This is a genomic window from Pseudomonas sp. MPB23 (assembly GCF_046605395.1).
Taxonomy (GTDB): Bacteria; Pseudomonadota; Gammaproteobacteria; order Pseudomonadales; family Pseudomonadaceae; genus Aquipseudomonas.
This window is the reverse complement of record NZ_CP176771.1, coordinates 4025846-4049171: the sequence shown is the minus strand read 5'-3', so window position 1 is coordinate 4049171 and position 23326 is coordinate 4025846. Positions and strand designations below refer to the sequence as shown.

18 protein-coding genes are annotated in these 23326 nt (G+C 61.4%); 5 read left to right on the top strand and 13 right to left on the bottom strand.

The features are described 5' to 3' along the window. Positions 1-4: 4 nt before the first annotated feature. Both ACLH0J_RS18320 and ACLH0J_RS18315 read right to left on the bottom strand, forming a co-directional pair. Positions 5-2266 carry an ATP-dependent DNA helicase gene (locus ACLH0J_RS18320; RefSeq protein WP_411388457.1) on the bottom strand — a complete coding sequence of 754 codons (2262 nt, stop codon included), beginning with the start codon at positions 2264-2266 and terminating at the stop codon, positions 5-7. Continuing rightward, a complete protein-coding gene (locus ACLH0J_RS18315) occupies positions 2263-3912 on the bottom strand; it encodes a VRR-NUC domain-containing protein (protein ID WP_411388456.1) in 1650 nt (549 codons plus the stop codon). Before ACLH0J_RS18315 ends, ACLH0J_RS18320 begins: the two co-directional genes overlap by 4 nt. Before the next feature lie 185 nt (positions 3913-4097). Between ACLH0J_RS18315 and ACLH0J_RS18310 the strand changes: the two genes are divergently transcribed. Continuing rightward, positions 4098-4322 (top strand): YgdI/YgdR family lipoprotein, encoded by a 225-nt coding sequence (locus tag ACLH0J_RS18310; RefSeq protein ID WP_411388455.1) that lies wholly within the window; start codon positions 4098-4100, stop codon positions 4320-4322. Between the two features lie 67 nt (positions 4323-4389). Here ACLH0J_RS18310 and ACLH0J_RS18305 read toward each other — a convergent pair whose 3' ends face one another. Continuing rightward, on the bottom strand, positions 4390-5505 hold the full coding sequence (locus ACLH0J_RS18305; protein ID WP_411388454.1) for a P1 family peptidase: 1116 nt from the start codon (positions 5503-5505) through the stop codon (positions 4390-4392). A gap of 9 nt (positions 5506-5514) precedes the next feature. Next, on the bottom strand, positions 5515-6879 hold the full coding sequence (locus tag ACLH0J_RS18300; protein ID WP_411388453.1) for an APC family permease: 1365 nt from the start codon (positions 6877-6879) through the stop codon (positions 5515-5517). Positions 6880-7139: 260 nt separating this feature from the next. Here ACLH0J_RS18300 and ACLH0J_RS18295 point away from each other — a divergent pair, with 260 nt between their 5' ends. Then, a complete protein-coding gene (locus ACLH0J_RS18295; protein ID WP_411388452.1) occupies positions 7140-7925 on the top strand; it encodes a response regulator transcription factor in 786 nt (261 codons plus the stop codon). Positions 7926-7987: 62 nt separating this feature from the next. Here ACLH0J_RS18295 and ACLH0J_RS18290 read toward each other — a convergent pair whose 3' ends face one another. The 4 genes from ACLH0J_RS18290 to ACLH0J_RS18275 are packed head-to-tail and all read right to left on the bottom strand — an operon-like array spanning position 7988 to position 11761. Beyond that, complete coding sequence (locus ACLH0J_RS18290) at positions 7988-9067, bottom strand: polyamine ABC transporter substrate-binding protein (protein ID WP_411388451.1); 1080 nt, start codon at positions 9065-9067, stop codon at positions 7988-7990. A 60-nt stretch (positions 9068-9127) separates the two neighbouring features. Beyond that, on the bottom strand, positions 9128-9469 hold the full coding sequence (locus tag ACLH0J_RS18285) for a cupin domain-containing protein (RefSeq protein WP_010562973.1): 342 nt from the start codon (positions 9467-9469) through the stop codon (positions 9128-9130). 26 nt (positions 9470-9495) lie between these two features. Beyond that, positions 9496-10902, bottom strand: a complete 1407-nt coding sequence (locus tag ACLH0J_RS18280) for an NAD(P)/FAD-dependent oxidoreductase (RefSeq protein WP_411388450.1) — start codon at positions 10900-10902, stop codon at positions 9496-9498. 49 nt (positions 10903-10951) lie between these two features. Continuing rightward, positions 10952-11761, bottom strand: a complete 810-nt coding sequence (locus ACLH0J_RS18275; protein WP_411388449.1) for a helix-turn-helix domain-containing protein — start codon at positions 11759-11761, stop codon at positions 10952-10954. 258 nt (positions 11762-12019) lie between these two features. Here ACLH0J_RS18275 and ACLH0J_RS18270 point away from each other — a divergent pair, with 258 nt between their 5' ends. Next, on the top strand, positions 12020-12292 hold the full coding sequence (locus ACLH0J_RS18270) for a DUF1652 domain-containing protein (protein ID WP_003217129.1): 273 nt from the start codon (positions 12020-12022) through the stop codon (positions 12290-12292). A 20-nt stretch (positions 12293-12312) separates the two neighbouring features. Here the strand turns inward: ACLH0J_RS18270 and ACLH0J_RS18265 are convergent, their stop codons facing one another. After that, on the bottom strand, positions 12313-14760 hold the full coding sequence (locus ACLH0J_RS18265) for a UvrD-helicase domain-containing protein (protein WP_411388448.1): 2448 nt from the start codon (positions 14758-14760) through the stop codon (positions 12313-12315). A gap of 219 nt (positions 14761-14979) precedes the next feature. On the opposite strand from ACLH0J_RS18265, the gene ACLH0J_RS18260 reads away from it, so the two are divergent. Further along, positions 14980-15675: a pirin family protein gene (locus ACLH0J_RS18260; protein WP_411388447.1), complete on the top strand. Its 696-nt coding sequence runs from the start codon at positions 14980-14982 to the stop codon at positions 15673-15675. A 62-nt stretch (positions 15676-15737) separates the two neighbouring features. On the opposite strand, the gene pgm is transcribed toward ACLH0J_RS18260, so the two are convergent. The 4 genes from pgm to ACLH0J_RS18240 form a co-directional block, all read right to left on the bottom strand. Continuing rightward, positions 15738-17381, bottom strand: a complete 1644-nt coding sequence (gene pgm, locus ACLH0J_RS18255; RefSeq protein WP_411388446.1) for a phosphoglucomutase (alpha-D-glucose-1,6-bisphosphate-dependent) — start codon at positions 17379-17381, stop codon at positions 15738-15740. Positions 17382-17486: 105 nt separating this feature from the next. Beyond that, positions 17487-18890, bottom strand: a complete 1404-nt coding sequence (locus tag ACLH0J_RS18250) for a PLP-dependent aminotransferase family protein (protein WP_411388445.1) — start codon at positions 18888-18890, stop codon at positions 17487-17489. After that, positions 18887-20305, bottom strand: coding sequence for a hypothetical protein (locus ACLH0J_RS18245; protein WP_411388444.1), 1419 nt, complete (start codon positions 20303-20305; stop codon positions 18887-18889). The genes ACLH0J_RS18250 and ACLH0J_RS18245 overlap by 4 nt, the downstream gene beginning before the upstream one ends. 714 nt (positions 20306-21019) lie before the next feature. Beyond that, a complete protein-coding gene (locus tag ACLH0J_RS18240) occupies positions 21020-22042 on the bottom strand; it encodes a zinc-dependent alcohol dehydrogenase family protein (RefSeq protein WP_411388443.1) in 1023 nt (340 codons plus the stop codon). A 267-nt stretch (positions 22043-22309) separates the two neighbouring features. On the opposite strand from ACLH0J_RS18240, the gene ACLH0J_RS18235 reads away from it, so the two are divergent. Continuing rightward, positions 22310-23224 carry a LysR family transcriptional regulator gene (locus tag ACLH0J_RS18235; RefSeq protein ID WP_411388442.1) on the top strand — a complete coding sequence of 305 codons (915 nt, stop codon included), beginning with the start codon at positions 22310-22312 and terminating at the stop codon, positions 23222-23224. The last annotated feature ends 102 nt before the right edge of the window (positions 23225-23326 follow it).

The window sequence follows — 23326 nt, the reverse complement described above, 5'->3', positions numbered from 1 at the left end:
GCGGTCAGTCGGTCGCTATCGCCCACCATCGCGGCAACAGTTGCCGCACCCGCGCTTCGCCGAACCGATCGTCGATCAACATCACCACGCCTTTGTCCTGCTGGCTGCGGATCACCCGACCCGCCGCCTGCACGACTTTCTGGATACCGGGGTACAAGTAGGTGTAGTCGTAACCGGAGCCGAAGATCGCGCCCATGCGCTGCTTCATCTGTTCGTTGACCGGGTTCAGTTGCGGCAACCCCAGGGTGGCGATGAACGCGCCGATCAAACGCGCGCCGGGCAAATCGATGCCTTCGCCGAACGCACCGCCGAGCACGGCGAAGCCGATGCCCTGGCTGTGTTCGGTGAACTGCTCGAGAAACGCCCGGCGCTCGGTTTCGGCCATACCGCGTGACTGCTGCCACAGCTCGATCTGCGGGTGCCGTTCGGCCAGCCGTTGCGCCACCTGTTGCAGGTAATCGAAGCTTGAGAAAAACGCCAGGTAATTGCCCGGTTGCTGCATGAACTGGCGGGCAATCAGCTCGACGATGGGGGCCAGTGAGGCGTCCCGATGTACGAAACGGGTGGAAATTTCATCGACGATGCGCACGCGCAGTTGCTCGGATTTGAACGGCGATTCCACATCGACCCAGGCCGTGTCCGCCGGCAGCCCCAGCAGGTCGGCGTAGTAATGGCGTGGGCTCAGCGTGGCGGAAAACAACACGCTGCTGCGCGCCGCCGTCAGTCGCGGGCGGATGAATTCGGCGGGCACCACATTGCGCAGGCACAGGGTCGAGCTGCTGCGCGTGGCGCTGAACGCGCGCTTGCTGATATCGAAGATGAAGTGCTCGTTGAACAGTTCGGCGACCTTGGCAAATTGCAGTGCTTCAAAGTAGAAGGCTTGCAGCTCCCCGGCCAGCGCCTCGGGATGGTCATTGAAGTAGTCGCCCATGGCGCTGGCGCACAGGCTCAGGGCTTGCAGGAGTTTTTCCGGGCGGGCGGCGTAGGCCTGATACGGCGCGACCTGGTCCTTGTGCAAGGCATTCCATTCACGGTTGAGGCGCTGCAAGGGTTTCTTCAGGGGCTCGGGGGCACTGGCGCGCAGGGTCTTGAGGCTGTACTGATCGAGGCTGGCGCTGTACATCGAGCGGGCGCGCTCCACCAGGTTGTGGGCCTCGTCCACCAGCACCGCCACACGCCATTGGTTGAGCTGCGCCAGGCCGAAAAGCATGGCGCCAAAATCGAAATAGTAGTTGTAGTCGGCGACCACCAGGTCGGCCCAGCGCGCCATTTCCTGGCTCAAGTAATAGGGGCAGACAGCATGGGCCAGGGCCACGTCGCGCAGGTTGCGCTGGTTCAGCAGGCGCACGTTGGCGGCGGCGATGCGGGCGGCGGGCAAGCGATCGTAGAAGCCCTTGGCCAAGGGGCAGGAATCGCCGTGGCAGGCTTTGTCCAGGTGTTCGCAGGCTTTGTCCCGCGCCACCAGCTCCAGCACGCGCAGTTGCAGGTCGGGGCTGCTGGCGAACAGTACCTGTGACGCGTCGAGGGCGAGTGTGCGCCCTGGGGTCTTGGCGGTGAGAAAGAACACCTTGTCCAGTTGCTGGGGCGCAAGGGCCTTGAGCAGCGGGAAGATCGTGCCGATGGTTTTGCCGATGCCGGTGGGCGCCTGGGCCATCAGGCAACGGCCGGTGCTGACGGCCTTGTACACCGATTCGGCGAGGACGCGCTGGCCGGGACGGAAGTCGGCATGGGGGAACGCCAGGCTTTGCGCGGCACGGTTACGCGCGTCGCGGTGCTGCATTTCCTGCTCGGCCCAGCCGAGGAACAGCGTGCATTGACGGTTGAAGAACGCCTCCAGCTCGGCGGCCTGGAAGCGTTGGCTGAGCAGGGTTTCGCCTTCGCCGACGATGTCGAAGTACACCAGCGCCAGGTTGATCTCGCCGAGGCCGAGTTTCTGGCACATCAGCCAGCCATAGACCTTGACCTGGGCCCAGTGCAGTTGCCGGTGGTTGGCGGGCTGGGCGTCGAGGTCGCCGCGATAGGTCTTCACTTCATCCAGGCGGTTGGCGTCCGGGTCATAGCCGTCCGCCCTGCCCTTGACCTTGAGTTGCCGGTACTCGCCTTCCAGGGCCACTTCGTTCTGGTAATGCGCGTTGCGCCGCGAAGCCACGGTGCGGTGGCCGACGATGCCTTCCTGGGCGCTGGGCGACGGGGTGAAGCGCAGGTCCAGGTCGCCGACCTTGGCAGTGAACTCACACAACGCCCGCACGGCCACGTGATAGGTCAAGCCGGTTGCTCCGCCCAGCGCACGTAGCAGACGGTCACGGGCATCTGGTATTCGCCGCAGAATTCCAGCCAACGTAGCTGGTTGTCCTGCAGGCGGTCACCGGGGCCCTTGACCTCGATCATGCGGTAGGTCTTCTGCGCCGGCCAGAACTGGATCAGGTCCGGCATGCCGGCGCGGTTGGCGCGGATATCCAGCAGCAGCCGCTCGAACCAGCAGCGCAGGTGCTCGGCGGGCAGGCAGGCCAGGGCCTGTTCCAGCAGGTCCTCGCTGAGCAGGTTCCAGAACACGAACGGCGACTGGATACCGCATTTTTCGCGGTAGCGCTGGCGAATGGTGGCCTTGTAACGCTCATCCCGCAGTTGCTCGAAACACGCGGCGAACAAGGGCGCCCGGCGTTGATGGAAGTCTTCGCTGTGCAGGTCCGCCGGCCCGCGCTGGAACGGGTGGAAAAACGCGCCCGGCAGCGGCGCGAAAATCGCCTCCCAGCACAACAGGCCGAACAACGAATTGATCAGGCCGTTTTCCACGTAGTGCACGGGCGCATCCGGTTCGCTCAGGTGGGCCTGCACGCAGTATTCCACCGACATCGGCGGCTCCGGCGGCGTGAGGGCCAGGTCCAGGCGCGTGACCGCCCGAGGCTTGGCCTTGGGCATGGCCGGCTCGCCCAGTTTGCGCCGCAGGCGTGGCAGCACACGCAACAGGTGCTGCTGCTCGGCGGCGCTTTCCGGAGCCTGGTGTGCGGCGTTCGCCAGGGCCAGGGCCTGGGCGTACTCCTCCTGGCGCTCCAGCACACGAATCAGCCGCGACCTGGCGCCGGGATAGGCGCAGGCGCGGTAGATCTGCTCGGCCAGGTCCAGGTCGGCGCAGCGCTCGCAATACTGGCCCGCCTGGAACAACAGTTTGGCCCGGCGTTTTTCCAGCCAGGGGTTGTCGGTGCTCAGCGTTGCGACACGGGACAACACGTCCGCCAACGCCTCACCGCTTTCAAACGCCTGCTGACAGTGGTGCAGGAACAGAAACCCGTGTACGTCCGCACGGCTGCGCAAGCCCCGGGACTCGGCGCAGAACGCGACTTTTTCATAGGTATAGATGCCCAGATCGGCCAGCACGAACTCAGACCAGTCCTGATGCAAGTTGCCGAAAAACATCAGGCGCAGGCGGTCGCACAAGTCCATCACCGTGAGGCTGTACAGCGTGTCGGCCAGGTCGGGGCACCATTGGGCAAAACTGCGCGATTCGCCCAACTGCGCCGCCAATCCCACCAGCCAGTCGGCTTTGTTGCCCTTGGGCTGGTCGATCCAGGGCTTGAACGCCGCCAGGATTTCGCCCTTCTGCAGCAAGGCGAACAGCGCCTCGAACGTCAGCGGGCATCCTGCGTCGAGCCAACCCAGTTCCAGCAGCGGCCCGGCTGCCGCGTGAGGGCAACCGATCTCCAGGTAATTGAGTTTGCTCGCACGGAAATGCACGCCCTTGCGCATCACCATGCGCACCAGCAGCGCCTGGGAGGGCTGCGGCAACCTGTCAAATTGCTGAATGAAATGCTGTTCGTCAGGATCAAGCAGATCGGCATAGCGTTGCCCCAGCCAATGCAGGACCTGACGGAAGTTATGCAGGTAATAGAGCGGGTCTTCGAGGGGATTGGCCATGGTGCGCATTGATCAAATACTGGTTATGCATACAGAGTGACGTTCCTAAAGCCTTGTTGCAATCGGTAATAGATAAATGGCGCAGGCAACTTTTTGCATAAAAGCGATCAGATGGGGAGTCGATGGCGTACCATTTGTCGCCCGCGCCTCAGGCGTGGGATTTTTCAAGGTTAAAGGTAAGGGTTATGAACATGAAGAATTGGGGTCTGCCCCTGGTTGCACTCACTTTTCTGGTAATGGCCGGTTGCGCGACGCAAACCGTGGTGACGCTGCAAAATGGCACACAGTATTTGACCAAAGACACACCCAAAACCAAGACCGCCGATGGGTTCTATGAATTCACCGACATTGCCGGCAAACACATCCGCGTCAAGGCCGACGATGTCGCCACGGTGCGCAAGGAAGACTGATCCCAGACAACACGCAATCCCCTGTGCCTGCACAGGGGACGCCACTCAGCGTCATCCCCTGCGCACATCAGCGCACGCCTTTAACGGGCGCTCGCCAACCGCTGTCATGCAGTGCCTTCAATAAGGTTTCGCCCGGCAGGTCGGGCACCTGGATACCGTCGTCGGTGACCATGGCTTCACCGGCCAGGATCGCATGGACGATCGCCTCCTCCACCGCCTCCGCTGCCGCACTGAACAACGGCGAGATATGGTCGTTGTTGACCATCTGCAACGCCGTGCTCAAGGGCAGGCCCTTGCGCCCATAATCCGCCGGCGGCAAATCGCGGTTGCCGGTGGCGAACGCCAGGAACAGATCGCCGCTGGAGTCCTCGGTGCCACCGCCGGTGCGCGCGATGCCGATGGACGCGCGCTGCGCCAGGCGTTGGCATTGGTGCGGCAATAAAGGCGCATCGGTGGCGATGATCACCACGATCGAGCCCATGCCCGGCGTGCCCCGTTCGGCAAACGGTGACGGGATGCCCATCAACTGGCGCCCCACCGGGTAGCCATCGACGCGCAGCTCCTGGCGCTTGCCATGGTTGGCCTGCACCAGCACGCCGACGGTCCAACCGCCCTGCTCCGCCGACAAACGCCGCGAAGCCGTGCCGATACCGCCCTTGAATTCATGGCAGATCATCCCCGTGCCGCCGCCCACGGCGCCTTCCGCCACCGGACCGCTGGCGGCGTTGTCCAGCGCCTGGCGCACATGCTCGGGCTTGACGTGCTGACCCCAGATGTCGTTGAGCAGGCCGTCGTAGGTCTCCATCACCACCGGCATGCACCAGTACACCGCCGGGTCCGCCAGGCGCTCGCGCTCCAGGGCGATCAGGGTGTCGCGCACGATACCGATGCTGTGGGTATTGGTGATAGCCAGCGGCGTGGTCAGCAGACCGGCTTCGCCGATCCATTCCAGGCCGGTGGCGTCACCGTTGCCATTGAGCACGTGGTACCCGGCAAAGCACGGCTGCTGCCGCGCCTCGCCGGCCCGCGGCTGGATCACACTGACGCCGGTGCGCACCTGCTTGCCGTCGATGCGGGTCTTGAGCGTGCAATGACCGACCCGGACGCCCGGCACATCGGTGATGGCATTCAACTCACCGGGCGTGCCCAGCCCCAACGTGATGCCCAATTGACGTGCGCGCATAACCACTCCTTACAATTTCTGAAAGACCGGACTCAACCGGCCACTGATGCAATACAGAATCACCGACAGCGCCAGCAGGCCGATGATGATCATGATGTCCCGCACCGAGGCCACCATGAGCGAGGTCACCAGCAGGTAGCCGGCGCCCAGCACGGCCGCCAGCGCCGGTAACGGCCACAGCGGCATGCGATAGGGATGCTCGCGGTCGCGCAGCAGCACCCGGCTCATCAACGCGCTCAACGCCACCACCAGGTACACCATGATGATCAGCAGCACGCTGAACGAGGTGAGGTCGGCCAGGTTGGAACTGAAGCTCAGCAGCGCCGAGGGGATCGCCAGGAACAGCGTAGCCAACCAGGGCGAATCCCAACGCGGATGAATGCGCGTGAACAGTTTATTGATGGTCGGCGTCCACAGCGCATCGCGCCCGCTGCTGAACACCACGCGGCCGATCTGGATGACGATGGCGACAATGGCGTTGAACACCGACAGGAAGATCCCGGCGCTGACCAGGCGCGACAGGGTTTCGTTGCCATGGCTGGTCAGTAGGTAGCCGATGGGGTCCGGGCTGCTGATCATCGCACTCAGGGACGGCGCGCCGATCAGCAGCGCGGTGATCGGCACCAGCTCGATCACCACCACCAGGCCCAGGGACCACAGCACCGCCTTGTGCACGCCCTTGCCGCCGCATTTCATGTCTTCGGCCAGCAACACCGCCGGTCCGTAACCGTTATAGGAAAACAGACCAATGCCCACCGCGCCGATCACCAACGCCCACGGCGCCAGGTGCATGACGCCGTTCTCGACGATCTGCGGCTGGAACAGCACGCTGGCCGGCTGTACCGGGTTACCGAAGCCGATCACCACGATCACCAGCAATGCCGCCACTTCCAACAGCAGGCAGGTGCCGGTGATCCAGGCGTTGAGCTTGATATTGAGGATGCCCAGGGCGTAACTGCACACCACGATGACCAGGGCGACGGTTTGCGAGTCGAACTTCGTGCCCAGGGCATTATTCAGGTACGTCGCCGCGCCCGTGGCCAAGACCGGCGGGATAAACAACAGCATCACCAGCACCGTCAGGAAGGTCGCGTAGCCGGCCATGCCGCCGAACACCCGCTTGGCGTACACGTACTCACCGCCGGCGCTGTTGTGGGCGCGGCCCAGTTCGGCGTAGCAAAAGGCAAACATCAGCGCGAGCAGCCCGGCGATCACAAAGGCCAGGAACACACCGCTGCCGGCTTGCTGGATGGCAAAGGGGGCGATCACGAACACGGAACTGGCGGGCGTCACCGCTGACACGGTGATGGTCACTACATCGAAGACGCTCAGGGTGGGTTTCAACACGCCGTCGGGCGTGGGGGAAGTGCTCATATCGTTATCCTCTGTCGTTTTTTTTGGTGTGAGGCAGAAATGAGTGCGAACAAGGCTGCTCGCAAAAAGGACTGACGTTGACTCGGGCGTCTTCGATGTACGCGGCGCTCTCGTTTTTTTCACGAGCAAGCTCGCTCCTACAGATGCGAAGGTAGGCGCTGGGTTGATGTCAGCCAATTCCCCTATTGGCGTACTCCCCTTGACGATACCCGGCAAAAGCCGAACCCTTGGCCGATCTTTTGCGGGTGGGAGCCTGAACCATGAGTCTGTTTCGGGAAGTCGGCATGCACGCAGGCCTGGGCCGCACCATTGCGCACATCGGCACCGAGCGCTTCTGGAAACAACTGGTGCTGTTGCTGCGCCAATGCCTGCCGTTCGATAACGCGCTGGCGATCTTCTACCCCCTCGATGGCGCGCCCCAGGCCCTGGAAGAATATGACGCCCAGCCCAGCAGCAAGCCGGCGTCGATGCTGGCGTACCTCAATGGGTTGTACTTGCTCGACCCGTTTTTCCAGGCCTGCCGCGAAGGTTATGCCAGCGGCGTATACCGTCTGGAGGAAGTGGCGCCGGACCATTTTCGCCAGAGCGAATACTTCCTCAACTACTTCCACGACAACGTGCTGGAAGATGAGGTGCAGTTCATCCTGCAACTGCCTGGTGCGGGGACGTTATCGCTGTCACTGGGCATGCAGCGGCGCTTCAGCGTGGATGAGACCGGGTTGATGACCACCCTGGCGGCGTGGGTGCTGCCGTTGATGCAGCAGCACTGGCAACAAAGCACCCGGCGCGTGCCGGCGATGGACAGCCAGATCCGCGATGCCTTGAGTCAATTCGGCTGCGGCGTGCTCTCGGACCGTGAACTGGAAATCGCCCGTCTGGTACTGCGCGGGTTCTCGTCCAAGGCCATGGCCGAGCGCCTGAACATCTCGCCGGACACCGTAAAAGTGCACCGCCGGCATTTGTACGCCAAGCTGGATATCTCGTCACAGCCGGAGCTGTTTTCGTTGTTTATCCAGTCATTGGGACATGACCTGGAAAAGCCCTGAGGTTTTACGTGGCGAGCGGGCTTGTCCCGCTCGTCACCGTCACAGATACAACCCCACTCCCCTCACCGCCCAGTCCGAATGGTGTTCCACACCCGCGTACGCACCCGGTCGATATTCAGCGGCATCGCTTCCAGCGCGAACAGCTTGCCCATCATCGCTTCGCTCGGGTAGATCTTGGTGTCGGCCTTGATCTCGGGGTCTACCAGGCTGTCGGCGGCGCTGTTGCCGTTGGCGTAGTGCACGGAGTTGGTGATGTCGGCCATCACTTGCGGCTCCAGCAGGTAGTTCATGAACGCATAACCGGCCTTCTCATCCGGCGCATCCGCGGGCATGGCCACCATGTCGAACCAGATCGCCGCGCCTTCCTTGGGAATCTGATAGCCGATCTTCACGCCATTCTTGGCTTCCTTGGCGCGGCTTTCGGCCTGCAGCACGTCGCCGGAGAAGCCGACGGCCACACAGATATCACCGTTGGCCAGGTCGCCGGTGTATTTCGAGGAATGAAAGTACGCCACATAGGGCCGCACTTTCATCAGCAGCGCCTCGGCCTTTTTGTAGTCCTCGGGCTTCTTGCTGTGAGGCGGCAGCCCCAAGTAATTGAGCGCGATAGGCAGCAATTCCGGGCCGTTGTCCAGGATCGCCACCCCGCATTTGCTGAGTTTTTCCATGTACTCGGGCTTGAAGATCAGGTCCCAGGAATCCACTGGCGCGTTGTCACCCAGCACGGCCTTGACCTTGTCGATGTTGTAGCCGATACCGGTGCTGCCCCACAGGTACGGGAAGCCGTGGGCATTGCCCGGGTCGTTGTTTTCCAGGGCCTTGAGCAGCACCGGGTTGAGGTTTTTCCAATTGGGCAACTGGCTCTTGTCGAGCTTTTTCAAGGCGCCGCCCTGAATCTGCCGGGCCATGAAGTGGTTGGACGGAAACACCACGTCATAACCCGAGTTGCCGGTCATCAGCTTGCCATCGAGGGTCTCGTTGCTGTCATACACGTCATAGCTGAAGCCGATCCCGGTCTGCTTCTGGAAATTCTTCGTGGTGTCCGGCGCGATGTAGCTGGACCAGTTGTAGATTTTCACCGTCTCGGCGGCCTGGCCGAGAGAGGCCACCAACATCAAGGGCAACAGGGCAATGGCTTTCATGGTTCGATTTCCTGGCGGTTTTAGGGCTGTTTTTATGGCAGGCGATCAAGGATCAAAGCGTTACAGAATCAATACGTAGGTCTTGCGCACGGTTTCCTGGATATCCCAGATTCCGGTGCTATTGGCTGGCAACATCAGTGCGTCGCCGGCTTGTATGTGAAGGGTTTCACCGTTGTCAGGGGTGAAAGTGCAGCGACCCTGGATAAAGTGGCAAAACTCCTGGGATTTGATCTGCCGGCGCCAGCGCCCCGGCGTGCATTCCCAGATGCCGGTTTCCACACCGTCGTTGCGTTCGACGCTCAGGGTCGAGGCCACGGCGACCGGTTCCCCCAAGGGCACAGCCACGGGTGCGGAGTCCGGCAGGTGGGTATTCAGCGTGTCTTTGAATTGCGTGATGCTCATGGTTTTTCCCGTGTGAGTGAAACGGCTCAGTGCATGAAACCTTCCATGAACCCGGCCACGCCGGACGCCAGCTTGCGGCGCCAAGGAGCGGTGTTGGGGTTGGCCAGCACCTGGTCTTCATGGACAAAACTGCGAATGATTGCGTTGTAACCCAGCCAGCGGCAGGGCTCGGGCTCCCAGGCTCTGAGCGCTTCCAGGCCGCGCTCGCGGATCACCCAAGGTTGGTGGGTCAGCGCGGTGTCACGGCCAAGAATCAGGTCGGCCAGGGTGCGGCCGCCCAGGTTGGTCGCGCCGACGCCCTCCCCGCCGTAGCCGCCGGACAGCGCGATGCCGGTCCGGTGATCGCACAGCATGTGCGGACGGAAATTGCGCGACATGCCCAGGTTGCCGCCCCAGGAATGAGTAATCCGCACCTGCTTCAATTGTGGGAAGAGTTCGCCGAACAGGTAGCGACGCAGCTCGACTTCGCTGTCGGTCAAATCGAAGTTATGGCGCAATCGGCCAGCGAATTGATAGCCGCCACGGGCACCGAACACCAGGCGGTTGTCGGCAGAGCGTTGCCCGTAGGTGACCTGGCGGCTGCTCTCGCCGAAGGCCTGCCCCTGGCTCAAACCGATTTCATCCCAGGTACTGGCGGGCAATGGCTCGGTGGCGACGATCAGGCTTTGCACCGGCAGTTGGTACTGGCCCAAAGGCGGCAAGGTAGTGGCATAGCCCTCGACGGCCGGCACCACCCACGCGGCGCGCACATTGGCCTTGGCGGTGCGCAGGCTACCGGACTGCCAATGGCTGACCGGGCTGTTTTCATAGATTGTCACGCCCATGCCTTCAACGACCCGCGCCAGCCCGCGCACCAGCTTGGCCGGTTGGATCGTGGCGACATGGGGGGCATGGATACCGCCATAGGGCCGGGCGATGCGAATTTGCTCGGCCAGTTGCTGCGGGCTGAGCCAGCGGTAGTCGGCTTCCGTCAGGCCTTGGGCGTAGAGTGAATCCAGGTAGCCGCGCAGGCTGCTTTCCTGCTCGGGATAACGCGCCGCGCAGTACAGGGCGCCACCCTTGCGGTAGTCACAGTCGATACCTTCACGGGCCAGCACTTGGGCGACTTCGTCGGGGATGGCGTGCAACAGGTCGAACGAGGCGCGGCGCTGATCAGGCGTCAAACCGGCCAACAGGCGGTCTTCGCCCAGCAGATTGCCCATCAGCCAGCCGCCGTTACGGCCCGATGCGCCGAAACCGGCGGTTTGCGCTTCGATGATCGCGATATTCAGTTCGGGCGCCTGGCGCTTCAGGTAGTAGGCGGTCCATAGCCCGGTGAAACCAGCGCCGATAATCGCCACATTGACGTCCAGGTCATGCTCAAGGGCCGGCCGCGCCACCAGCGGGTCGTCCAACTGCTGCATCCATAAACTGATATTGCGCCATGCCGGCATGCCAAGCTCCCCTACCTCGTTTCGATAGGGGCGATCCTAGAGCGTGGTGTCAGTGACTGTCTTGTGCGCGTGCACGCAGAGAAATTTGTTTGACGTAGGCCTTGGGCGACTGGCCCGTGTGCTGGCGGAACGCGCTGTAGAACGCCGACAGCGAATTGAAACCGGCCGCGAACGCCAGATCGTCTATCTTGATCGGCGGCACGGCAGTGTCCAGGGCCGCCAGCAAATGCTGGAGCCGCGCCTGGTTGACGTAGCGGTAGAAACTTTGCCCCAGCACCTGGTTCAGCAAGTAGGAAATCTGGTTGCGGCTGTAACCACACTCCTTGGCGACGCGCTGCAGGTCCAGCTCCGGGTCCAGGTAGGGTTGCTTGAGCTCGAAGTACTGCTGCAGGTCATTGGCCATATGCCCCAATTGCTGGGGTGACAGGCCCAATCGGCTGACCGTCGGGCGCAGCGACTGGACGAGCTGTTCATGCACCAGGGACGCGTATTCATTGACCCGCCAGATCAACCCATCGCGCACCGTAATCGCCTCGCTGGTGCGAAACGACACCAGGCCCTGACTGCCACGCAAGGTGATGCGGTACTGAATGAAGGCCGTGTCGCCATCGGCGCGAATGCGGTCGATGTGTTCAATCGCCTCGTCGGCGGCACGGGGCATGCTCGCTTTCAGGTATTCGCGCAACTCGGCGTAACCGATGACCCGGTTCTGAAAGAAATCGTGGTACTGGATAGCCGGGTGATAGTAGGCCATCACGCCGTCAAGGTCCCGATGACGCCAGCACAGGTGGTGACGCAGCACCAGGTCACCGGTGGCTTGGGTTTGCTGGCTATCCTCAGCGTGGGCGATGTCAGGCATGAAACGCTCGTTGGCGGGTAAACCGTGGAGATTGCCGAAATTCGGCGAGGCCTTCAATGGCCGGTGGCAACTTCTGACTGATGGCCTTTAGCCTGGTTCCCCCGATAACGTGACGTGCATCAAATGAATGGATACCAACCGTCCAACGGGGCGAAAAAAGTCACCTTGCATGGACAGGCGAATGCTACTTTTAAAGCTCTTCGACGCCACGACCAGTGACGGTCCTGGCCCCCTGCCGCGAGCTAAAGGAAGCGCTCAATGAACAAGGTGGGCAACATGAATAAAGTGACGTTCCCCAACGCCTGCCAACTGATGCGCTGGCATTTTCATCCGATGGGCTTCGAGGCAAGCATGGACGCGCCCGGCAGTATGATCGCCCGCCTGTTCGACCGCGCCAGCGGTGAGACCTTGATTGCGATCGCCGGCATCCCCTGCGCCACCGTGATGAATGCCGCCGATGTAGAGCGCATCATCGAGGCGGTGGAGGATGAGCTGGAGTCCTTTGTGCCGCCGCTGTCATTGCGGGCCTGAGCCCCCTTCGATCAGCGCACTCAAGTGCGCTGATCGTCGAAAAACGCTTTCTTCCCATCGACCCGCTCCGAGGCCTTCGGCCCATTCATTGCCTGGCCTTCCGGCTTCTCCACATACCAATAACAGTGGCTCACCGCGCGGGTAATGCCGACGTAGGCCAGGCGCAGCACCTCGTCCTTTTGCGCCGTGTCATAGGGTTCGCGGTCACCGTTATTGCCCAGGCCGGCCATGCGATAGACCTGATTCTTATAGGGCGAGCTGGTCATGTGCTGACAATCCCCGAGCAGAAATACCGCGTCTGCCTGTAGCCCCTTGGCGCTGTGATAGGTCAGCTGTTTCAATCTACGCGACAAGGGCGGCAAGCTAGAATCAACATTAACTACAGACTTAATATGCTCTTGAATCAGTAACTTATCACTGCTTTTTCGATAAAGCATTAACACTGAATCGCCCTTCTGATAATGCTCCAGCAGTTGCCGTCCCAGCGCTGCATCGTCCCGCTCCAGCACCACCACAGGCACCAACGCCTTGGGTGCGCCACTGGCCTTGGCCTTCTTGCCGGGAATCGACGGCGCGGCCCGCACGATATGCTCGGCGGCGTCGATGACGTGCTGATGGCTGCGGTAGTTCTCGCTCAGCAACACACGGGTGGTGCTTGGCGAGGGGAATTCCTGGTTGAACTCCATGAAGTACTTGGGCGAACTGCCACGCCAACCATAGATGGACTGCCAGTCATCCCCCACACACAGTAACGACGAACGTTGCGCGCCCCGGCCGACGTGCATGGCCGGGCCGCGGCTGCGGATCTCACGCAGGCTGGCGCGGATCCACGAGACGATCTGCGGCGAAACGTCCTGGAATTCGTCGATCATCAGGTGGGACAGTGGCCGCAGCAGCGCATCGCTGAGCAGCTTGAGGTTTTCCGGAGTGTTTTCCCCGAATAGCGAGAACATCCGGTTGTAGGTCATGATCGGGGGCGATTGATCCAGCAGGTGATCTTCCAGGGCTTTCCAGAAAATACTCAGGGCTTCGAAGAAGAACCGGTCCGGATCGTCCTTGGCGAAGCTCATCTGGCCGACCGCGGTCGGCACATCCAGCCCGAGGTTCTCGATAAACCCGGCGGCCATGACGAAGCAGTCCAGTAGCGGCGCCGAGGCCAGTTCGCCCTTGACCTTGTAATCGAAGCCGGGCCCGGCGCTGGCATCACCGGACAGGCTGCTTAAAAGACGCTTGGATGACTCATAATTATCAAGCCATATCAAAGGCTTACGACAGAAAGCTTGAAACAGGGTGCGTTTTACCGCCCACTCGGCGCGGACCGACAGTTTCGCATTCGGGCGGCTGAGCTGCGGGTTCTCCCGCGTGTCGAAACCCAGCACGACCCAGGCATCGAGTTCTGCAACGTAGCCATGGCAATGAAATCGAGCGCCATTGATGTCGAAGGTCTGGCGATTGGGGGCGATGCCCTTGATGGGCCAGGCGCCAGCGCGAAACCACAGGTCTTCGATCACATCGCAGAGTTCTTCATCGCGCTTGGCGGCCAGTTCGGTCACGGCCATGCGCTTTTGTACATCCGGGTGATCGCGCTCCAGCTCCTTGAGTTGCAGCCCATGACGGGCCAACGGCGCGATCAGCTCGCGGAACCGTGCATGACGCCCCTGCAGGCGGTGGTAGCAGGTATTCATGTGTTGGCGCTGGGCATCGCTGATACGCAGGTCGAACGGGTTGCTGTCAGGGTCCTCGATACCGGCGCCGAGGTTTTCGAACGCCTGCAGGCGCTCGAAGCCCGGCAGGCTGCGCACCATCGGCAGGATGCGTGAGTGAAAGGTCCGCACGACAGTCTGGGCGTGTTTTAAATCAATGGGTTGCCCCCACAGACTCAGTATTTCCATGAGCTTGTTGATGAAGTCTTTACGCGACTCGCGGGTAAAGGTCACCACGGTCATCGAACTCAGCTCGAACCCCAAATAGTGGGTAAGCAGCAGGATGCGCAGCACCAGCGCAGTGGATTTACCCGCACCGGCGCCGGCGATGACCGAGGTTGACGGCGTATCGCTGAAGATCATCTTCCATTGCGCCGTACTCGGTTGCCCATGGGCCGGCAGTAAGCGGGCCACATCGGCCTTGATACGCTTCTTGATCTCGGCGGTCAGGGGCAGGCGCCAATCATCGAACAGGTTATCGTCGACGCCCGGCGCACGGTGCTCGTCGGAACGGAAGTCGCGAATCAGCAGGACTTGCCGGCCTTCCTCGATGCCATCGGCCTTGCCCTCGCGATAACCGTACTCCACCCCGGCTTCATGGCCGCTGCGGAATCCGTCAGCCTGCCCATGCAACCAGGAGAACCGGTGCTGGGCGCGCAAGCGGGTCAGGCCGTGGCCAAACAAGCGTGCGGCAAGGCGTTTGAACAGCGGCATGTCTGCCAACGGGCGCAGTTCGGGGGGCAAATCGGGCGTTTGTTGCGGCACGCGGACTCCTGCGATGAGCTTGGCTTTGACAAGGCGGCCATGGTCGCCGGAATCGACGCTCAGTACCAGCCAATTGCTTTGCGGTCATGCAGTTAGGCGATGAAGTGAAAGTCAAAACGCCTGCATTCAATCCGATTTATCGATAGATTTAACGCACTCTTTACGCTTTTTTTCGATCATGTACTGCCGGATCATAAGCGCCATCCACAGGAGACGATCATGCTTGAACTTCGACCTTTCAACGCCCTGGGCGGCGCCCACCATGGCTGGCTTGACGCCCATCACCACTTTTCATTTGCCGAGTACCACGACCCCAAGCGTATGCACTGGGGCAACCTGCGGGTATGGAACGACGACATCATCGCCCCCGGCACCGGCTTCCCACAGCACCCGCACCGCGACATGGAGATCATCACCTACGTGCGTGAAGGCGCCATCAGTCATGCCGACAACCTGGGTAACAAAGGCCGCACCGAGGCCGGCGACGTGCAGGTGATGAGCGCAGGCACCGGGATCGCCCACAGCGAGTACAACCTGGAAGCTACGCCGACCAAGATCTTCCAAATCTGGATTATCCCCAACGAAGCGGGCCTGCCGCCGTCGTGGGGGGCCAAGCCCTTTCCCAAAGGTGATCGCCAAGGGTTCGTCACCCTCGCCAGCGGCAAAAGCGGCGACAGCGAAAGCCTGCGCATCCGGGCCGATGCCCGCCTGGTGGCGGCCAACCTCAAAGCCGGGGAAAGCGCCGAATACCACCTGGACAGCGGACGCCGTGCGTACCTGGTACCGGCTACAGGGGTGATTGAAGTCAATGGCTTGCGTGCGCAAGCTCGAGACGGTGTGGCGATTGAGGACGAGCAGGTATTGCGGGTGACGGCGATTGAAGACAGCGAGATCGTACTGGTCGACCTGGCCTGATACGCCCCATTCCCCCGTAGGAGCGAGCTTGCTCCTATAGGGGGTGGGGTTGCGCTTAGGGGTTACTGGCTGATTGCACCGTCCACCAACACCTGCGCCTCTTCCACCAGTTGCTTGAGGTGGTCTTCGCCAATAAAGCTCTCGGCGTAGATCTTGTAGATGTCCTCGGTGCCCGAGGGCCGCGCGGCGAACCAGCCGTTTTCGGTCATGACCTTCAGCCCGCCAATCGCCTGGTTGTTGCCCGGCGCGTGGCTGAGGATCTGCTGGATGGTTTCTCCGGCCAGTTGCGTGGAGGTCACCTGCTCCGGCGACAGCTTGCCCAACAGGGCTTTTTGCGCCGGGGTGGCCTTGGCGTCGACCCGAATGGCGAACGGTTCGCCCAGGGCGTCGGTCAGCCCACGGTAGATCTGGCTCGGGTCCTGGCCTTTGCGCGAGGTCATTTCAGCGGCAAGCAAGGCCGGAATCAGACCGTCCTTGTCGGTGCTCCACACCGTGCCGTCCTTGCGCAGGAACGAGGCACCGGCGCTTTCTTCGCCGCCAAAACCCAACGAACCGTCGAACAGGCCATCGGCAAACCACTTGAAGCCCACCGGCACTTCATACAGGCGACGGCCAATGCGGGCGGCCACGCGATCAATCAGGCCGCTGCTGACCACGGTCTTGCCCACGGCCGCGTCGGCGCGCCAGTCGGGACGGTTCTGGAACAGGTAGTCGATGGACACCGCCAGGTAGTTGTTCGGCGCCAGCAGGCCGCCGGACGGGGTCACGATGCCGTGGCGGTCGTGGTCCGGGTCGCAGGCGAAGGCCACGTCGAAGCGGTCCTTGAGGCCGATCAGACCTTGCATGGCGTAGCTGGAGGACGGGTCCATGCGGATCTGGCCGTCCCAGTCGACGCTCATGAAGCGAAACGTCGCGTCGACTTCGGTATTGACCACGTCCAGGTTCAGGCGGTAGTGCTCGGCAATCGCCGACCAGTAGCGCACCCCTGCTCCGCCCAACGGGTCCACGCCCAGGCGCAGGCCAGCGCTGCGGATGGCGTCCATGTCGATCACATTGATCAGGTCGGCCACATAGCTGTTGAGGTAGTCATGGCGATGGGTGGTGTCGGCCTTGAGCGCCTGGGCGTGGGTGATGCGTTTGACCCCGGCCAGTTTATTGGCCAGCAGTTCGTTGGCCTTGGCTTCGATCCACTTGGTGACGTGGGTATCGGCCGGGCCACCATTGGGCGGGTTGTACTTATAGCCACCGCTTTGCGGTGGGTTGTGGGACGGCGTAATCACGATGCCGTCCGCCAGGCCGCTGGTGCGGCCACGGTTGTAGCAGATGATGGCGTGGGAAATCGCCGGGGTCGGCGTGTATTCATCGCCTTCGGCCAGCATGACGTGCACGCCGTTGGCGGCCAGCACTTCCAGGGCGCTGGCACCGGCCGGGGTCGACAGCGCGTGAGTATCCAGGCCGACAAACAGCGGGCCGTCGATGCCCTGGGCCTGGCGATACAGGCAGATGGCCTGGCTGATGGCAAGCACGTGCCATTCGTTGAAGCTCAGCTCGAACGAACTGCCACGGTGACCGGAAGTACCAAAGGCCACGCGCTGGGTGGAGATTGCTGCATCAGGCTGGCCGGTGTAATAGGCCGTGACCAGTCGCGGGATATCCACCAGCAACTGGGCTGGCGCCGGTTTGCCCGCAAAAGGACTGATTGTCATGCATAAACCTCGGAAAGAAGGAGTCGGAAAAAACGGCAGTTTACTGAGAGTTTGACTGCTACGCGACGTTATAAATCCTACAACACCAAGAGAAATTTCACGCACCTAGCCCATCTGCGCGTGCCTCAGTGCCTCGCCCAATGCAGACAGCGCACTATTGAGGTTGGGCTGCCCGTGGAAGGTATGGCTCAAGCGCAGGTGCTGATGATGCAGGCCCCGGACGCTGAACAGCTCACCGGGCGCCATGACCACCTGCTCGGCCAGCAGGCGCTGGAACACCTGGCGCATATCCACCGCCCGCGTGGAGCCCAGCCAGAACGTCGAGCCGGCGCACGGCGGCCGATAGGTCACGTGATCGCCGAGGTGCTCGTCCAGGCGCTGGCTCATCTGCGCCGCCTGCTCGCGCAGCAACTGGCGCAGGACGCGCAAGTGCTGGTCGATCCGTCCACTTTGGTACAGGCGAGCAATGGCGCGCTGACGGATCGACGACAAACGGAACGAACGCAACAGGAACTGGCGCTGCAATTCACTGCTCATGCGCCGGGACAGCAAATAGCCATAGGGCGCTTCCGAACCGAGGATTTTGTCGAATGCCGAAAACACGATCAGCCGCTCAGGGTTGACCAGCTCACGCAGCGCGGTTTGCGGCGCATTGAAGCTCAATTCGCCAAAGGTGTCGTTTTCCAGCAACCAGCAACCGTGGTGCTCCAGCAGTTGCGCCACGCCGAGGCGGTCGCTGGCCGGCATGACCACCCCCGAGGGCAGGCTGACGGCCGACGACAGCATCACCAGGTGCACCGGCTCATCGTGCAACAGCTGATCGAGGGTGATCCTGTCGAGGCGCCCTTCCGGTGTCCAGGGCAACTCGATGATGCGCACGCCCGCCTCTTGGAACAGCCGCAGGATCAACCAGTCACAGGGCGATTCCACGATCACCGTGGTCCCCCTAAGCCCCAACACTTCCACCAGGATCTCCAGCACACCGCGCAGATCGGCGCCGATATAGACATCATCGGCATGCCAGCAGCGCGTGGGCGACGAGGTGTAGCGCGCCGCCAGTGCCGCACGCAGCTCCCACACACCGCACGGTTGGGACCAGGGTTGCAAATGGCGCGGGTACTGGCGCACCAGTTCCCGCTCCAGGCGCAACAAGGTTGCATCCAGGGAGGCCAACAGTGCGGGTTCATCGCCACTGAGCACCACCATGCCGGGACTCCGTGCCGCAGCGTAGAGCCGATCAAGCAAGTCGCCGCCTCCGGCCGGCGGGCTCGTCGAGATAGGCCAGGCGTAATACCCTGACTTGGCCACTGAATAGACCCTGCCCTCCTTCTCCAGCAGCGAATAGGCATACTGGATCGTCGAAATCGACACGTTCAAGCGCACCGCCAATTGCCGCAGGGAGGGCAGCTTTACCCGCCCATCGGTACTGACTTCGTTAATCAGGTTGATCATGTAGCGATAGACCGCCTGATACGCAAAGTCCGCCTGCCGTTCGCCGCGCAGGATCATCGCCCGGACAATTGACAGGCCCGCGCTTGGCCGCGCGGCGTTGCGCAGGCACCGCGCAACTGGACGCCCGCCAGTGGCCGCTTGCGGTACAGGTGCTGTAGCAAGGGCATGGACAAGCCACTGGTGTCAGTGACCCACTGCTGCAGCATCTCGGAGGACGGCTTGCCCTGCAGCACCTTGTGCAGCTCAGGCAGTGCCACCAGCATGCCGGGGTGGCATTGGCGCAAATAGCCTTCCAGCCGCTCACCATGGTGGATGAATGGTGAAAACAGCAGGCAGGTCAGTTGAGTTTCATCCAAGCCAAAGAACTGATTCGCATAGGTACTCGACAGCATGCGACCTTCGCGGGTGCTTGCCTGGGCGAGCAACTCCTCGGACATGTGCAAGCGCCGCATATACGGCGCTGCCTGCTGGATAAACCCTTCCACACCCTCGCCGTAGTCGAGTTCTCGCAAGCTCTGCGCCTGCAAACCGCGCAGGTGGGCCATCAGCAACGGGTTGGAATAGGACGGGTAGCTGAAGTGAAAGCCCAGCGGGTCGGGAGCGTAGGCCATGAATTCACTGAGCAACGTCGATGTTGCTGGGTCGGCGTCCGACAGCAAGTCGGCAACACCGATGTAGGCCAAGTGGCGATGACTCGCTTTGCTGGGATTATCGCTGGCCACGTAATACTCGCCGTAGACATCGCGGTAGTAACCGGTGCTCCACTCCTCCATTCGCGCGAACAACCCATTGAGCGAGCGCGGCCAGCCCCGGGCGACTGAGATGCCACTTCCCTGGGCGGTTTTCTTGAGCCAAGCCAGCAAGTGGCTTTGCTTGCGCGGCGAGTCACCGCTGACCAGCGCATGCACACCGCCGTTCCAAGTGCTGACACGCTGGTAAAAATCCCCCAGGGACAGGTAGGTGTCATTGCACAGCGTCGCGCGACAGTCTCCAGACGTCACGTGCCCCACCATCAGCATATTGCGCTGGCTGACTTCCCGGCCTACGGCAGAGGCCGGGCGCTGATGATTGAACGGTTGGACATCCTGGTTTTCCACCATCAGTAACTCCACCCGTGAATCATCGTGGAGAAACAAGCGGCTGTAGCCTCGATTGATGGTGTCGAGCCGGCCCTCGGTCATGCCTGAGTGACGCAACGTCGCGACCCGCAAATGAAAGGTGCGCGGGGCTCGCATGGCGATACTCAATTGCGCTGCGCGCAGCAATGCCAGGGTGTAGCTGCTGACTTCGCCGCCGCCGTGGGCCACCAGTACCCTGTAATCCCCGACCTGCTCCATTCCTCCGGCCGCCACAACTATTCGCTGCACCAACAACTGCAGTGCCGTCCGTTCCGCACGAGTAAAGTGCCCGATCAAACGCTGCAGAACTTGCTGGTAAACATAATTCATAGCCTGTTCGTGAATAGTGCTCATCGTTCTACTACCTGAGTTGAAATATCAGTTTCAAGCAAGTGTCGACAGGACTTGCCCGACTTAATGACTTGCGTGAGTAAGAAGTTCGTGTGCCGCCTTGTGCGCCGACGAATAAACACTAGCACCGCGCAACAAAACGACACGGGTCCCCTTGGAGGCTCCCCATTGCCCAATAAACGCATCAACGCCAGGCTTTACTGGGCAGGAACGGATCAAGGCAACAGCCTTAGGACCCTTCCGACAAGCTCCTACACATCGTTAACCAACAACTTAAAGAAGCGTCCGACAAATAGAGCCCGACAACTTCCCCACTTGCCGACTTTAGACTTTTCATGGAATTCCCTATTCCTCTGGCACCACGCCGTTACCGCACCGTTAGTTCGAGGAACCCGTGACAGCGGCGTTAGACATTTATTCATTGCTCAGTCCTTGAGATGAAAGTGAAGGTGTAATTATCAGTGCTGGAATAATGATTAATAGATACAGAAGCCGGAAGGAAACCAGTGCAGATGAGCGGCGCGCAACACGTGAATCGCGCGCATACGACGACGCCGCACTGGAATTCAGGGCGGCGTCAGGGAGTAAGGATAGAGTTCAGGGGCTAAAGGGCCAGGTAGGCGCTTCAGTGGCGGTGCGGGTTCAGCCCTGTCAAATGGCGCATTTGCCCCATGCGCCCCTTGCCGGAAATACTCGTTTTGCGAATGTTCCTACACCTTAAACAGCTTCAACCTGCAACGCGACCCGCTCGCGGCATGGGCATTCATCCATATAACGGTGCGCTTCCACAAATTGGCTGAACGGAAACACCGTGGTTTTCAGTGGCACGAGCACACGATCAGCGGTCAACTGGTTGATATCGCGCAGGGCACGCTGCATCGCCACCGCGTCCTGGGCGATGCCCAGTTCAGGCTTGCCGGTGAAATTACCGATGCAGTGCACGAAAAACTGAATGTTTTTCTGGAACGCCGCACACGCCGGGAAAGGTGTCTGGTTGCCGCCCTGCAGGCCATACAGCACCAGGCTGCCACGGGGCGCCAGTACATCACCGAGCAACGACATCTGCGGGCCGCCCAAGCCATCGAACACCACGTCGACGCCACGGTTGTCGGTAAACTTGTTGACTTGCATCAGCAGGTCCTGCTCTTCGGTGACGATGACCTTTTCCGCGCCCAGGGACAGCAGGTACTCACGCTCCTCGCTGTTCTTGGTCGCCGCAATCACCCGCACACCCAAGGCCTTGCCCAATTGCACGAACGACGGGCCGGCGCAATGGCTGGCGTCGGTCACCAGGGCGAACTGCCCAGGTTTGACCCGTGCCAGGTCGATATACGCAAAGTAAGCGATCAGCAACGGCGTGTAGTGCACGCTGGCTTCGATGGGGCTCAAGACATCCGGGTAACGGGTCAGGGCCGAACGGGGCAGGACGATCTGCTCGCCATACACCGGATAATCGTTGGGGCTCTCGGCGGGAAAACTGGCAACTTTATCGCCCACGCCCAAGTCATCCACGCCTTCGCCCACGGCGGTGACGACACCGGCCATCTCATGACCAAGGCCGGACGGCAGACGTGCATGGGAAGACGCCAGGTTCTGGCGCCACAAAATGTCATACCAACTGATGCCAATCGCTTCGACACGCACCTGCACTTCGCCCGGTGCGGGCAGTGCGGCTGCATGCTCTTCGCATTTGAGCACCTCGGCCGGACCAAACTTGTGAAAACGAATCGTGCGGGACATCGCAAACCTCGTCAAAGTAACCTCTAATGCCATGAACTTTATCTGGGCTTTCCGGGTAAGACCACCGGTCGCCGTTAATAGTCGACATGTCTGTCATTGATTCCGCATCTGAGGAATACACCTCAAGTATCGTAGGAAAACTCAATAATCCAATGCAGAGTACCAGTCTTTCCCCGTAAGATTCATGCCGTTCATGCGTCTGACTAGAGCCCAAGGGTTCTTAAAAGGCCGCTCTCGTCAAGTAAGCTGACTCTTCCAGGACACAAGATGAACCGTAACGACCTGCGTCGTGTCGACCTGAACCTCTTGATCGTATTCGAAACCTTGATGCATGAGCGCAGCGTAACCCGCGCCGCCGAAAAACTGTTCCTCGGCCAGCCAGCCATCAGTGCCGCCTTGTCGCGCCTGCGCGGCTTGTTCGATGACCCACTGTTCGTGCGCACCGGACGCAGCATGGAGCCGACGGCGCGTGCGGTAGAAATCTTCGCCCTGCTCTCCCCGGCCCTGGACTCGATTTCCACCGCCGTCAGCCGCGCCGCCGAATTCGACCCGGCCACCAGCACCGCGGTGTTCCGTATCGGCCTGTCCGACGACGTCGAATTCGCCCTGCTGCCCCAACTGCTCAAACGCCTGCGCGCCGAAGCCCCAGGCATCGTGCTGGTAGTACGTCGCGTCAACTACATCCTGATGCCCGGCCTGCTGGCCTCCGGCGAAATCTCCATCGGCGTCAGCTACACCGCCGACCTGCCGGCCAACGCCAAGCGCAAGGTACTGCGCCGCAGCCTGCCGAAACTGCTGCGCGCCGACAGCGTACCGGGCTCCCTGAGCCTGGACGACTTCTGCGCCCGCCCTCATGCGCTGGTGTCGTTTGCCGGGGATTTGAGTGGGTTTATCGACGAAGAACTCGAAAAGCTCGACCGCAAACGCCATGTGGTACTGGCCGTGCCGCAATTCAACGGGCTGGGTACCCTGCTTGCCGGCACCGACATCGTCGCCATCGTGCCGGACTACGCCGCCGAGGCCCTGACGGCCGCAGGCGGCTTGCGGGCTGAAGAACCGCCGCTGCCGGTACGTTCGTTCGAGTTGCACATGGCGTGGCGTGGGTCGCAGGATAATGACCCGGGGGAACGGTGGTTGAGGTCGCGGATTCAGATGTTTTTCGGCGACCCTGAGAGTCTTTAGGCGTCGTCTGGCAGGCTGTTAATCTGATCATTTTTTGCCTTTCCACAAACCATGTAGCTCCATTCACTTCCAGTGGATTGCGACATTGGGGGCATATTTGAG